The sequence below is a fragment of the Shewanella sp. VK101 genome, assembly GCF_056497865.1.
On the sequence record NZ_CM151402.1, the window covers coordinates 1,677,998 to 1,690,947 of the forward strand.

The window sequence follows — 12,950 nt, forward strand, 5'->3', positions numbered from 1 at the left end:
TTTGTCATGTCACGTTTCTTCACCTGTAGTTTTGGATTATTTGCTCCGGCCGTGCTGGCACATTCGGGGCATGGTGGTGTTGGCTTGTTTCATCATTTTCCTCAGTTTATGCCTTTGTTATTACTTTTGGTTTGTCTCTGCGGCGGTTACCTTTGGCTCAAGCGTCGGCATTGAGTCTTTGAGTACCTCCTCCCGGTAGATTTTGCCAGGCGCTTTGCGAGATAGGATTAGGATCTGGCGCATTTATTTCGTATAATCCGCGCGAAATTTAAAAACTCGCTGATTAAGGAAGCTAGTCATGGCGATCGAACGTACTTTTTCTATCATTAAGCCTGATGCGGTAGCCAAGAACCACATTGGTGCTATCTACAACCGTTTTGAAACTGCCGGCCTGAAAATTGTTGCCGCCAAAATGGTTCACCTGACCAAAGAACAAGCCGAAGGTTTCTACGCTGAGCACAGCGAGCGTCCTTTCTTTGGTGCTCTGGTTTCTTTCATGACTTCTGGTCCTATCATGGTTCAGGTTCTGGAAGGTGAAAACGCCGTTCTGGCCAACCGTGAAATCATGGGTGCGACCAATCCTGCTGAAGCTGCCCGTGGAACTCTGCGTGCTGACTTTGCTGACAGCATCGATGAGAACGCTGTTCACGGCTCTGATGCTCTGGCATCAGCCGAGCGCGAAATCGCATACTTCTTTGCTGCTGATGAGCTGTGCCCTCGCACTCGTTAATTAACAGAAAATAGACAAAAAGGAGCCGAATGGCTCCTTTTTTGTTTGATTTTTGTGTGCAGTAGAAATTCTACCTACATCACATTTTTCATCAAAAGCGTTGCATTAACAGTGGGTTGAAAAGTAAGCGTTGTAAATAAAATGTTTTGATACCTAATGATACATCTTGGCTGTAGCCGGCATTTGTTCTGTAAAAATATCATTAGTTTTTGATTGATAAGGTGCTTGAGTTTTACAAATTAAACCGTGTGTCAACAATTCGTTATCATTTAAGTGATTGATAATGTTGCTGTTATTGGTATGTTTCTCGTTTGGGGGGCTGAGTATTACATAGAATAAGAACACGGTGTTCCCTCCCTGCCACCGTGCTTGAAAAAGGAATGAGAATATGTCAACGCAGACTGCAGTCGCTAAGGCCATCCGCTTTAGTCTGTTTGCTTTTGTTTCCACATCAATCCCTACAATGGTTTATGCCGCCGATGATGCTCAGGCTACAGAACAAGTAGAACGTATTGAAGTTACTGGCTCCCGTATCAAACGCACAGATATGGAGAATGCTTCTCCTGTTGTTGTGATGAGTGCTGCCGATATTGAGAAAGGTGGCTTTAACTCGGTTCAGGATGTACTGGGTAACCTGTCGCAGAACTCAGGTGGCTCCATGTCTCAACAAGAGGTGCACGGTTTTACCCCTGCCGCTTCCTCTGTCAACCTTCGTGGCGTGGGCGCCGGTCGGGTACTGACCCTGATCAATGGTAAGCGGGTGCCCAAGTATCCCTTTGGTGCCGGTGGTACCGACAGCTTCGTGGATACTGCCAATATTCCTTTGGGTGCGATCGAGCGTATCGAGATCCTGACTACAGGTGCCTCGGCTATTTACGGCTCTGACGCCATGGGCGGTGTTATCAACATCATTCTCAAGAAAGATGTCGAACAGACAACTTTCAAGTACCGTTTCTCCGACACGGATGAAGGTGGTCTGCGCAACAATCAGTTCTCTTTCATGACAGGTGTCAGCAGTGATACGGCTAACCTGACTTTCTTTGCCGAATATGAAGACAGAACGGCACTGAAAGGGACAGATCGCTCAGAATGGGGCACAGATATTGTCGATGGAGCGTATTACTCAGGTTACAGCTCCTACGGTGCCAACCTGGTACAGGACCTCGGCAATAACAAAACTTCGCTGACCAAGACCTTGTCACCGGCAGAATGTGAGGCCCGTGGTTATGTGGTGATGGAAAATGGTCGCTGTGGTTTTGACCGCTCCAAGCAGCGTGATTTCCTGCCGGAGCAGAAGCGCTACTCGACCATGATCAACCTCACCAAGGAGCTGAATGCGGATCATCAGTTGTATTCCCGTATCGATTACACTCATTCCTCGACCTTTACCGAGATTGAGTCTGCGACAGTGGGCACTGATTTCAAGTTCAAAGTGGCGGGTAATGCGGTCACTATTTTTAATGAAGACAAAGGTTTTTCCCAGACTTTCGACAACAAAGATGTTGCATTCGGTGGTGACTTTGCCAATGCTGCAGACGGCGACTACTACTACACCCGCAGAATGAGTGAGCTGGGGCCACGTACCTCTGACTTTGAAACCAATAACTTCTCTTTCATCATAGGTTCCAAGGGGTTCCTGACCGACAGTATCGAGTATGATACTTCCTGGTCTATTGCGCGTCAGACAGTGGAATCCCGCAGCAACGGTTCTCCAACTTACCAGAGCACCTTCGACTACCTGACCTCTGGCGACAGCGGCAAGTCTCTGCTGGATGTGATCTCTCCTGAAGATGCGGCACTGCTGAACTACGAAGGTAACAAGAAGGGACAATCTACTCTGTCCAGCTTTAGTGCCGGTATCAATGGTGATGCGTTCGAACTTGCCGGAGGCACTGCTGCCTACGCTGTGGGTATCGAATACAGCAAGGAGTGGTTCTACGATAAGTCTGACAGCTTCACCTCCAACGGTGGCGTCATAGGCAAGGGGGGCAGCAGCGCCGAAGGTGAACGTGAGCAGTATGCCGCCTATGCCGAGCTGGCCTTGCCATTGCTGGATCAGTTGACCATGACCCTGGCCGGACGTTATGACTACTATGATGATGAGTCTGATGTTGGTGGCCAGTTTACTCCGCAAGTGTCACTGGAATATCGTCCAATCGACAGCCTGATGCTGCGTGCTTTGTATGCCGAGACTTTCCGCGCACCGGATATGCAGCGTTTGTTTGGCGATCCGACCACTGGCTACAGCACAGTTATCGACACTCCGCGCTGTGAAGCCTATGGTGAATGTGACAAGATTGAGTCTTTGCCGATTGCCATCGGTGCCAACCCAGAGTTGGAAGCCGAAGAGGGTAAAAACTACAACCTGGGTCTGGTCTGGGACTATGAAGGTATCAACCTGACGGTGGACTACTGGATGGTTGAAATCGACAATCTGGTGAATGACCCGAGTGCGCAGTATATTCTGGATCACGCCGATGCCTTTGCCGACAAGATTGAACGTGACAGCAATGGCAAGTTGCTGAAAGTGAACACTCAGGCGATGAATATGTCTTCTCGTGAGACTGCCGGTATCGATTTCTCTCTGGGCTATCGCTATGAAACCGAGAGCTATGGTGAATTCAGCAGCCGCCTGGAAGGGACTTACCTGACCCGTTGGAAGGAAAAGCTGACTCCGGATTCAGAGGAGCTGGACCTTATCGATGGTGAGGGATCTGCGCCTCAGTTGCGTGCCAACTTGAACCTGGGATGGTCTTACAACGACTTCTCCACCAACATTCTGTTCAAGTATATCGACAGCATGAATGGTGAGCGGATGGATTACTTTGTCAGCGAAGGTCTGGACAGCACTTATCCGGTGAAAATCGATAGCCATGTCGAGGTTAACCTGGCTGCCAGTTACTTCATCTACGACAATCTGAAGGTTTCTGCCGGTATCAACAACCTGTTTGATTCAGGACCGGAGATCGATTACACCCAGTCCAGCTGGCCTCATTACCCACGAGCCTACTATAACGTTATTGGACGTGAATATTATGCAGGGGTAGAGTTTACTTTCTAATAGTATTCAAACCTTGAAAACCGGCTTAATAAGCCGGTTTTTTTATGCCTAAAATAAACAAAGGGAAAATGATGCTGGATACATATTGATTCAGGTGTTTGCTAAATGTTTATTCTAGTTCGGTGTGATTTTTTTTGCCACGAGATAGTTGTTTCTTAAATATTAAATTTATGGAACCTTTTAACTTAATAAAAACATGTTTTTCAATATGTATCGCTTGTGTGTTTTTGTTTTAAAATTTTGATTTATAGGTGTTTTTAAGTTTCATTGGCAGTTTCGCTCTATTTGTTTGTATCAATTGGTTACCAGTTGGTTGTTTTTGTGTTTTGTTTGTTGACCGCATTGTTTTATTTGTGGAGTATCTTTGTGAGTGTTGCAATTTGTTTGCAATGTTTAAAACAAAAATAATCAGATATTTCTTGCAGAAAGAAACATCAGGGAGACAAGTATGAGTTCCATCAGTTTAACTGCAAAGGCAGTTCGTCGCGGTTTACTTGCTGCGGCAGTTACGGGAATAGCTTTCAGCGGATATGCAACCGCTGAAGAAGCAAAAGAAGGCAAAGTCGAGCGTATTGAAGTAACTGGTTCACGTATCAAACAAGTGGATATGGAAACCGCTTCACCTGTTACTGTTATCACAGCAGCCGATCTTAAGGTTACCGGGGAAACCTCGGTTGCCGATGTATTGAATAACTCCAGTATCAACAGCTTTGGTTCCTGGCGTGGCATGTCCGGCTATGGTGCCGGGGCCAGTGCCACCAGTGATGTGGATTTACGTGGTCTGGGTTCTCAGGCAACCTTGATCCTGCTCGATGGTCGCCGTATGCCGGGTACCAGCTCAAGCTCAGGAACCGTTGCCGATACTTCCAGCATCCCAATGGCGATTGTTGAGCGAATCGAAATTCTGCGTGACGGCGCCTCTGCAGTTTACGGCTCGGATGCGGTTGCCGGGGTAATTAACATCATTACCAAGAAAGACTTTGAAGGTGTTGAGCTGAACTACACCGGTGAATCACCTGATGTGGAAGGCGGCGATTCTTCACGTTTCTCTGTAGCGGCCGGTTTTAGCACAGATAAGGGCAATATCACCCTGACGTTCGAGCATTACGATACTACCTCTGTGTACGATAAAGATGTTTGGCGCTTTGATGATCCTAGCTGGAACGGCATCAGCTCCTATAGTGTGATCCCAAGAGCTACCTATATTGGCGCCGATGGTAAATCGGCCAATTATACCAATAGCGAGCTTTGCTCCCAGGCACCGAATGTTATTGATGGTACCGACGGCGCCAATGCCGGAACCTGTTACTATGACTTTGGTAAGGTGACCAAGCTGTTTGGTAATGTGAACCGCAACAGTATTCTGTCTAACTTCAATTACCAGCTGACTGACGACATACAGTTCCGTGGCCGCGCTTCTGCCAGTCTGAGTGAAACCAATACCCGTTACGCGGGCACCCCGGTATCAACCAACGCCCCAACCATGGCTGCGGACAACCCAATGAACCCATTGGGCACAGATATCACTGAGATCCGTATGCGTTCGGTACAGATTGGTGAGCGTGACACTACCACTGAAACCAACTCAATCGACTTCCTGGCCGGGTTGGTAGGTTATTGGGATGTGGGTAACGGTATCGATTGGGAAATCAATGCCCAGCATACACGTTCAACCACTGACTCATTCAACTACAACCTGATCAACGACAATATCGTTCAGGACCTGATCAACACAGGCAACTATGATGTCTTCAACACCACAGGCATGAGCTATGAAGATTGGGATGCGCAGATGGCTGATCTCTATGGTCAAGCGGCCCATACCGGTGTGTATCAGGCGCAATTTAACAGCACCCAATTTGATGGTCTGTTGTCCGGCATGCTGTATGAAGGCAACGGTATTACTTTGGCCGCTGTTGTCGGTGCCGAGTATGAGATGATTGAGTTTGTGCAGCTGAGTGACCCGCAATCTGCTGCCGGTATTATCTCCGGTGGTTCGGGTGGCGACGATGTTGATGCAACCCGGGATCGCAGTTCTGGCTATTTGGAACTGCAATCTTCGCTGCCATACAATGTGGATCTGTCCGCTGCAGTTCGTTATGAGCGCTATGAGCAGGAAGGTAACATAGCTTCCGGCTTTGCCTCTTCAACCTTCGATTCAGTTGTGCCCAAGTTCTCTGCGAGCTGGCGTCCGGTTGACTCTCTGTTGCTGCGTGCCAGCTGGGGTGAGTCTTTCCGTGCCCCTAATATGGGTGAGATGTTCTCCGGTGAAGCGCTGAGTTTTGAACGTACCCTGGATACTGTCTGGTGTAGTGCCAACCCCGGGGCCGATGAAAACTACTGTAGCCCAAGTAACCAATATAAGACCTTCTATGGCGGTAACCCGGATCTGAAAGCGGAAGAGGGTGAGTCCTTGACCCTGGGCTTCGTCTGGAACGTGACTGACGATTGGAGTATTGAAACCTCTTACTATGACATCAGCTACGACAGCAAGATTGAAGTGGTCGATGTTGCGGATCTGATCCGTGAAGAAGAAGCCAATGGTGGTTCGCCTTATATCATTCGTGGCAGCGATGGCAAGATTGAGACCATTCACAGCCAGTATCGTAACTTGAGCGCGCTGGAAACTTCCGGGATTGACTTTGTCACCAGCTACAACCAGGAAACTGATTTCGGTGATTTCCGTCTGAAGTTGGAAATGACTCATGTACTGGAATATAAGACCAAGGCCGATGCCGAGTCTGACTTCTTCGATGAAGCCGGTCTGCAGGACAAGCCTGAATGGCGTGGCAGTGCGTCAATCAACTGGAGTCGTGATAACTGGAGTGCAGCTTGGACTACCTACTATATAGGTGGCCAGGATTCAGGAGCTGTTGAATACAACAACGAGTACCTAATCAACGTACCAAGCTACTTCAAGCACAACGTCCAGGTAAGCTACGCCCACGACTGGAATGGTTCCATCACCTTGGGTGTGAATAACGCCTTCGATGAGGAAGCACCAACCTGGTACAACTATGCTGACTATCGTGATGTCAACACAGGTCTGTACGACGTACTGGGTCGCACCTGGTTTGTAACCATTAATCAGAAGTTCTGATAAAACGCCGATTCTCCCTTACGGCTCAGTCCCGCCATTTTGGCGGGGCTTTTTTGTATAGAGCCCCTCAACTAGGCTGGGGGTTCCGTTTATCCGAATAAAAGCTTGTCTGTCAGGAGCCGAGGACATACGCGCAAAGAAAGAGCGGAGTTTTACGATAGTCATAAAAAAAGCAACCCTTGAGGTTGCCTTCATCGCTCTTGATTGATCAATCAGTGATTCAATCGCAATTCTTGTCTGTGTTCGTGTTTATATTGCTCATGGCAACGTTCACAACGCTGCTCGGTCGGATCTCTGTCGAGCCGATATGCTTCGATTTCAGCCTCACAGTCTGCACAAAGACCATAAAGCCCTAAATCCAGTTGGCAGAGGGCGGCATCCAGTCTCAATAGTCTGTGGTAGAGAGGATGTTTGCAAAGATCGGCCTGAGTCATGGTTTCAATCAGATCACTGAGTGACATCTGGGGATCCCAGTGGGGTCCGAGCACCATTATCTCTTTCCTGAGATCGATTTCTAACGCCGACAATGCTTGTCTGATATGGGAGCTGCTCACTGATAATTGCCTGTAAAGATTGAGTCTACGGTCATTTAGTCTAAACAGCCGGGTCAATGTCACTATGATAAAGATCAAATCTGGGTGACATTTTCTGTCGTTAAGGCGCTAATTTGTCAGAATTGCTCACATCTTGTCATCTATTTCGCGATGAGCTCGGCTGAGAGTGGCCACTATGTCGTCGGTTTGCTTGTGTACCCTGAGCTCCCTGAACAGGGTATCGGCCTGTGGATACTGGCGATTGAGGTAGCTGAACCACTGTTTGATCCGTGCCGGGTAGTAGCAACTCTTGCGGCCGCTGAGCTCTTTCTGGCTGTAACTCATCAGCAGTGCCAGGGTCTGTTGCCAGCTGTATTGCATGGCGCCGTTTTTAATGTGATCCGCCAAATTGGGCAGAGAGATGGCGCCGCGGCCCACCATGATACTGTCGCAACCCGTTACTTCCATGCAGCGCAGGGCATCTTCCCGGTTCCAAATCTCGCCGTTGGCGATCACGGGAATGGCCAGTTTTTCACGGATCTCAGTGATATATTCCCAATAGGCGGGTGGACGGTAACCGTCTTTTTTACTGCGGGCATGGACAGCCAACTCAGTGGCGCCGGCTTCATAAATTGCCAGCGCGTTTTCCATAAACAGGCTCTTGTCTTCGAACCCCAGGCGAATTTTGGCGGTCACCGCATGAGGTACAGGAACCGCCTGCCGCATGGCTTTGACTATCTTATGGATCTGCTCCGGATACTGGAGTAACACGGCACCGCCCTTGCTGCGGTTGACCATCTTGGCCGGACAACCAAAGTTGGCATCTACCCCTTGGGAGCCGAGTTCTATTGCCCTCAAGGCGTTTTCAGCCATCCAACCAGGTTCCTGTCCTAAAAGTTGTACCCTGACCGGCGTACCACTGAGAGTCATGCCGCCCTGCAGCAGTTCGGGGCAGAGGCGATGGAAGACTTTTTCAGGCAAAAGTTGATCCACCACACGTACAAACTCTGTGACCATCAGATCATAAGGATTAATTGCAGAAAGCAGTTCCCGCATCAGATTGTCAACAACCCCCTCCATAGGGGCGAGAATAATACGCACGTGTTTAAGGCCTGGCTGAAATAGAAAGTGGCGCATTCTACCTTAAATCCCATCCGGCACCAATCGACAGCTTAAAAGGCACAGGCTTATTCGAGAGATCTAACTGTTAACAGCTTGATCTTATCGGCATTTGCTATTTTACTCATGTATCCCTATATGGGGTTTTAGGTAAAAACTGTGATCCGTGGTTGAAAATGTGAAATAGATTCTGCTGTCCCCGGGTCTGATATTGCAAGCCGGCAATCGAGGCCGGTCACTCGTAACAACTCTATGAGCAACAGGCAGGAAAGACAATGAAGACAGTCAAGACAACTACAGTAGCAGCCGCTTTGGGTATGGTTATCGCAGGTTCCACCGTCGCGGCAGAGGCCCAGGCCAGTGCTTTCGGTTTTCAGGCAATGGAAGCCGGTTATCAATTGGTTGGTAATGAAGGCAAGTGCGGCGAAGGTAAATGTGGTGATAAGAAAGCCAAAGAAGCCGAGCACAAGGGCCGTGAGGGTAAATGCGGCGAAGGCAAGTGTGGCGAAGGGATGAAGAAAGCTGCCGAAGGCAAATGTGGTGAGGGCATGAATAAGGCCGCCGAGGGTAAGTGTGGTGAAGGCATGAAAAAAGCCGCAGAAGGAAAGTGCGGTGAAGGCAAGTGTGGCGAAGGAATGAAGCATTCCGCCGAGGGTAAAGCCAAAGCCGAAGCCAATAAGGTCAAGGAAGGCAAGTGTGGTGAAGCCAAGTGCGGTAGTAACCACTGAAGCTGAATAGTGCAGGGCGCATTGCGCCCTGTCTGAAACCACAAAGGCGGTAATTATTTATGAATAACTGCGTCGGTTTGGGGCTTAGGCGGGAGATGCTGGCCGAGTTTTGTCAGGCAGCACCCAAGGAGGCCGATTTTTTCGAGGTCGCGCCGGAAAATTGGATGCGCCTGGGGGGTAAGTTTGGAAAGCAGTTTCGACAACTGACCGAGAAGCATTCATTTTACTGCCATGGGCTCAGTCTTTCTATCGGTAGCCCAGCTCCGCTGGATCTGGCGTTTATCAAGGAGATTAAGCGCTTTCTCGATTTGCACCAGATAGATGTCTATTCAGAACACTTAAGCTATTGCTCTGCCGATGGGCATATGTACGATCTTATGCCTATCCCTTTTACTTATGAGGCTGTACGGCATGTCAGTGCCAGGGTCAAACAGGTGGAGGCGATTCTGGAGCGGCCACTTATTCTGGAAAATGTGTCCTTTTATGCTGCTCCGGGTGCCGAGATGACAGAGCAAGAGTTTGTCTGCGCCGTGCTGGAAGAGGCTGACTGTCGTCTGCTGCTGGATGTCAACAACATCTATGTCAACTCGGTTAATCATGGCTATGATCCTGCAGCTTTTCTGGCGGCCATGCCCAGTGAGCGCATCGCTTACCTGCATATTGCCGGTCACTATCAGCAGGATGAAGATCTGATTATCGATACCCATGGCGCCGATATTATCGACCCTGTCTGGCAACTGCTGGCAGAGTGCTATAGGTTGCACGGGGTGCATCCCACCTTGCTGGAGCGGGACTTTAATATTCCCGAAACCCAAGTCTTGTGTCAGGAGTTGAGGCAGATAGACTCGCTACAACGTCAGGCCTTGGGTGCATTTGCACAAGAGAGGAGAGCTTGATGGCCTTGGCCCAATTACAACAGGCTTTTGTTGCCTATTTGCGGCGGGATGATATGCCTTTGCCGGCCGGCACCGATGAACGGCACATGCGGGTATATCGCGAGCTTTTTTTCAATAATGTCAATGGCTTTGTTTCCAATGCCTATCCGGTTCTTAAGTCGTTGCATACAGAGGCGCAGTGGTTGGCGTTGGTAAAGGATTTCTTTGCCCGCCATGATTGTCAAAGCCCGTTGTTTATCGATATTGCCGCCGAGTTTCTCGACTATCTGTGTCGGGAACAGGCAAGCGCTTTGGATGCCATGCCTTTTATGCTGGAGCTGGCACATTATGAACTCTTGGAACTGCAGGTATCTGTGGCAGTGGACAGTTCGGCGCCTTGGCTGGAGCCGACCGAGCTCCAGGCACTGGAGCAACTGGCAGCAAAACTGCAATTGGCCGTCACCGCCAGAGTGGCGCAATATCAGTTCGAAGTTGACCGAATTAGCCCAGATTTCCGCCCGGATTCGGTGGCGGCCACCCCGGTATTTTTCTGTGTCTATCGTGACCGGGAAGAGGAGGTGCGCTTTTTAAGGCTCAATCCCATGACGGCGCAGCTGTTGGCCAAACTGCAGCAAACGCCGCTGAGTTTTACCCGGTTACTTGCTTGGCTGGCAGAGACATTTCCCCAGTTTCCAGAGCCGCAGCTTTGTCAGGGTGCGCTCACTACTTTGGCGGAGCTGGCGGTCTTGGGCATTATTCGTAAGCAACCCACAACCGCCATCCAAGCCACAACACCTTGTCAGGCATGAGTTTATTTTAGTTGTACTTGCCTTGGGCTGACCCTTTGGCTGACATTGATGCCTGAGTACGGCCTTAATACAAGGGAGTGGCTAATCCCATTGAAAAAACATGGTTTTTATCGGCGTGAGAAAGGGCTAGAATAGCGCGGTTTTGTGATTGAGATCACTCCCACACTGGCCCTAGAAGTAGAGGAGCTGTCATGAGTCAGCCGTTTAAAGACCCATTCAATATTTTGTATTTTCTTGGTTTTATTCTGGTAATGCTGTTACCTACACTGCCTGCCAGTCTGTCTTGGCTGAAACACGCGGGATTGATCTGAAGCAGCAAGATCCAGCTTTTGCTACAATGGCCACCCTCAGCGGTGGCTTTTGTTTAGGGGCGACCGGTTTTCTAGAGGAAATTGGATGGTTATCAAAAGAGGCTTCTTTTTAATCTCGGGTATCTTGAGCCTGGCTATGGGATTACTCGGCATCGTCTTGCCTGTACTGCCCACGGTTCCCTTTATTTTGTTGGCCGCTTTTTGTTTTGCCCGCTCCAGCGAAAGGCTACATGATTGGCTGCACAGTCATCCTTGGTTTGCCCAGCCTCTTGCCGATTGGCATTCCCGTAAAGCGATGCGTAAAGGATTAAAGCGAAGGGCTTTTTTGGTCAGTGGTGCCAGTTTTGCCCTCAGCATTGCCTTGGTGCCACTTTGGTGGGTGAAACTCTTACTTGCCGTTTGCTGTGTCTGTCTGTTGTTGTTCCTGTGGCAGATCCCCGAGCTGGAAGATAGTGAGTGATCCTGTAGACAAAAACGCCGACTTGTCGTGATTTTGTCATTCAGTTGGGGTAGCCTTGGCGCGCCTTGAAACCACCAGGGAAATTTAATGAGTTTCAACATTTTGCTTGTTGATGATAATAACATCAGCCAACAGGCTTTGGCCGAACTGTTCCAGAGCCAAGGTTGGCACTGTACGTTGGCCACCAATGGCATGCAGGGGCTGGCGTGCGCCGAGCGGCAAAACTTCGATGCCGTGATTAGTGGCTTTTTCATGCCTTTGCTCGACGGGCCGCACTTCATCCCGCTACTCAGGCAACTCGACGGTTATGCCAACCTGCCTGTCGTGGTGCTAAGTACTCACAGCCAAGAGGAAGTGGCCGCCAGTATGGATATGTCCCAGGTTAATGGCTTTTGGAGAAAACCATTGAACTGTGACACAAAGCAACAACTCCTGGATCACTTATCGACAGAGATTGTTGCATGGCGGATTAAAGCGGCTTAAGCTTTAGCCGGATTTTTGAAATGCAGTCCACCTCAGTGTGGACTTTTTTGTTGTAAAGAGCCGGGCCCAGTGTCTGGAAATGAAGTATTGAGACTATGGCAATGAACTCCGACAGCTTAAGCCTGATTAAGCAAAGCATTAAAACCATTCCGGATTATCCTAAAGCCGGGATCCTGTTCCGCGACGTAACCAGTCTGCTTGAAGACCCGGTTGCCTACCAATTGAGCATTCGTTTGCTGGTGGATCATTATAAAGATCATGGTTTTACCAAGGTTGTCGGTACCGAAGCCCGTGGTTTCCTCTTTGGTGCCCCTCTGGCGTTGGAGTTGGGTGTGGGCTTTATTCCCGTGCGTAAGCCCGGCAAGTTGCCAAGAGAAACCATAGCCGAAAGCTATGAGCTGGAATATGGCCACGACACCCTGGAAATGCATGTTGATGCCATAGTGCCGGGTGACAAGGTACTGGTTATCGATGACTTGCTGGCAACCGGTGGCACCATTGAAGCCACAGTTAAGCTTATCCGTCGCTTAGGCGGTGAGGTGAAGGACGCGGCATTTGTGATCTCTCTGCCGGACCTGGGCGGTGAACAGCGCCTGACCGAGCAAGGGCTCGAACTGGTTAAGCTGTGCGAGTTTGACGGCGAATAAAAGCTCAGCCCTGCTGCTTTGCGGGTCGTCTCGGTAGCGTGAAGTCATACCTCATGTTATTGTTTTACGCTCCGCGGAGCTTGCTCCCGCAAAG

Annotated in this window: 11 protein-coding genes; 9 read left to right on the forward strand and 2 right to left on the reverse strand. The window is 49.5% G+C overall.

Features of this window, described 5'->3' with window-relative positions:
* Nucleotides 1-298: 298 nt before the first annotated feature.
* The 3 genes from ndk to ACSHSR_RS07620 all read left to right on the forward strand — a co-directional run bounded on the left by ndk (nt 299) and on the right by ACSHSR_RS07620 (nt 6,891).
* Nucleotides 299-730, forward strand: coding sequence for a nucleoside-diphosphate kinase (gene ndk / locus ACSHSR_RS07610; protein WP_025011497.1), 432 nt, complete (start codon nt 299-301; stop codon nt 728-730).
* 388 nt (nt 731-1,118) lie between these two features.
* The gene (locus tag ACSHSR_RS07615) at nt 1,119-3,791 is read left to right on the forward strand and encodes a TonB-dependent receptor (RefSeq protein ID WP_479631387.1); all 2,673 of its coding nucleotides are present in this window, start codon (nt 1,119-1,121) and stop codon (nt 3,789-3,791) included.
* A 448-nt stretch (nt 3,792-4,239) separates the two neighbouring features.
* Nucleotides 4,240-6,891: a TonB-dependent receptor gene (locus ACSHSR_RS07620; RefSeq protein ID WP_025011498.1), complete on the forward strand. Its 2,652-nt coding sequence runs from the start codon at nt 4,240-4,242 to the stop codon at nt 6,889-6,891.
* 212 nt (nt 6,892-7,103) lie between these two features.
* On the opposite strand, the gene ACSHSR_RS07625 is transcribed toward ACSHSR_RS07620, so the two are convergent.
* Nucleotides 7,104-7,445 carry a TraR/DksA family transcriptional regulator gene (locus ACSHSR_RS07625; protein WP_025890162.1) on the reverse strand — a complete coding sequence of 114 codons (342 nt, stop codon included), beginning with the start codon at nt 7,443-7,445 and terminating at the stop codon, nt 7,104-7,106.
* Between the two features lie 126 nt (nt 7,446-7,571).
* The gene (locus ACSHSR_RS07630) at nt 7,572-8,525 is read right to left on the reverse strand and encodes a tRNA-dihydrouridine synthase (RefSeq protein ID WP_208184898.1); all 954 of its coding nucleotides are present in this window, start codon (nt 8,523-8,525) and stop codon (nt 7,572-7,574) included.
* A gap of 293 nt (nt 8,526-8,818) precedes the next feature.
* On the opposite strand from ACSHSR_RS07630, the gene ACSHSR_RS07635 reads away from it, so the two are divergent.
* The 6 genes from ACSHSR_RS07635 (at nt 8,819) to apt (ending at nt 12,856) form a co-directional block, all read left to right on the forward strand.
* Nucleotides 8,819-9,271, forward strand: a complete 453-nt coding sequence (locus ACSHSR_RS07635) for an HvfA family oxazolone/thioamide-modified RiPP metallophore (RefSeq protein ID WP_025011501.1) — start codon at nt 8,819-8,821, stop codon at nt 9,269-9,271.
* Nucleotides 9,272-9,330: 59 nt separating this feature from the next.
* Complete coding sequence (locus ACSHSR_RS07640; RefSeq protein ID WP_479631388.1) at nt 9,331-10,167, forward strand: HvfB family MNIO-type RiPP peptide maturase; 837 nt, start codon at nt 9,331-9,333, stop codon at nt 10,165-10,167.
* Complete coding sequence (locus ACSHSR_RS07645; RefSeq protein ID WP_071239182.1) at nt 10,167-10,955, forward strand: HvfC family RiPP maturation protein; 789 nt, start codon at nt 10,167-10,169, stop codon at nt 10,953-10,955. Before ACSHSR_RS07640 ends, ACSHSR_RS07645 begins: the two co-directional genes overlap by 1 nt.
* 396 nt (nt 10,956-11,351) lie before the next feature.
* Nucleotides 11,352-11,726, forward strand: a complete 375-nt coding sequence (locus tag ACSHSR_RS07650) for a YbaN family protein (RefSeq protein WP_025888748.1) — start codon at nt 11,352-11,354, stop codon at nt 11,724-11,726.
* Between the two features lie 87 nt (nt 11,727-11,813).
* Nucleotides 11,814-12,209 carry a response regulator gene (locus tag ACSHSR_RS07655; protein WP_025011503.1) on the forward strand — a complete coding sequence of 132 codons (396 nt, stop codon included), beginning with the start codon at nt 11,814-11,816 and terminating at the stop codon, nt 12,207-12,209.
* Between the two features lie 95 nt (nt 12,210-12,304).
* Nucleotides 12,305-12,856, forward strand: a complete 552-nt coding sequence (apt, locus tag ACSHSR_RS07660; RefSeq protein ID WP_025011504.1) for an adenine phosphoribosyltransferase — start codon at nt 12,305-12,307, stop codon at nt 12,854-12,856.
* Nucleotides 12,857-12,950: the final 94 nt, after the last annotated feature.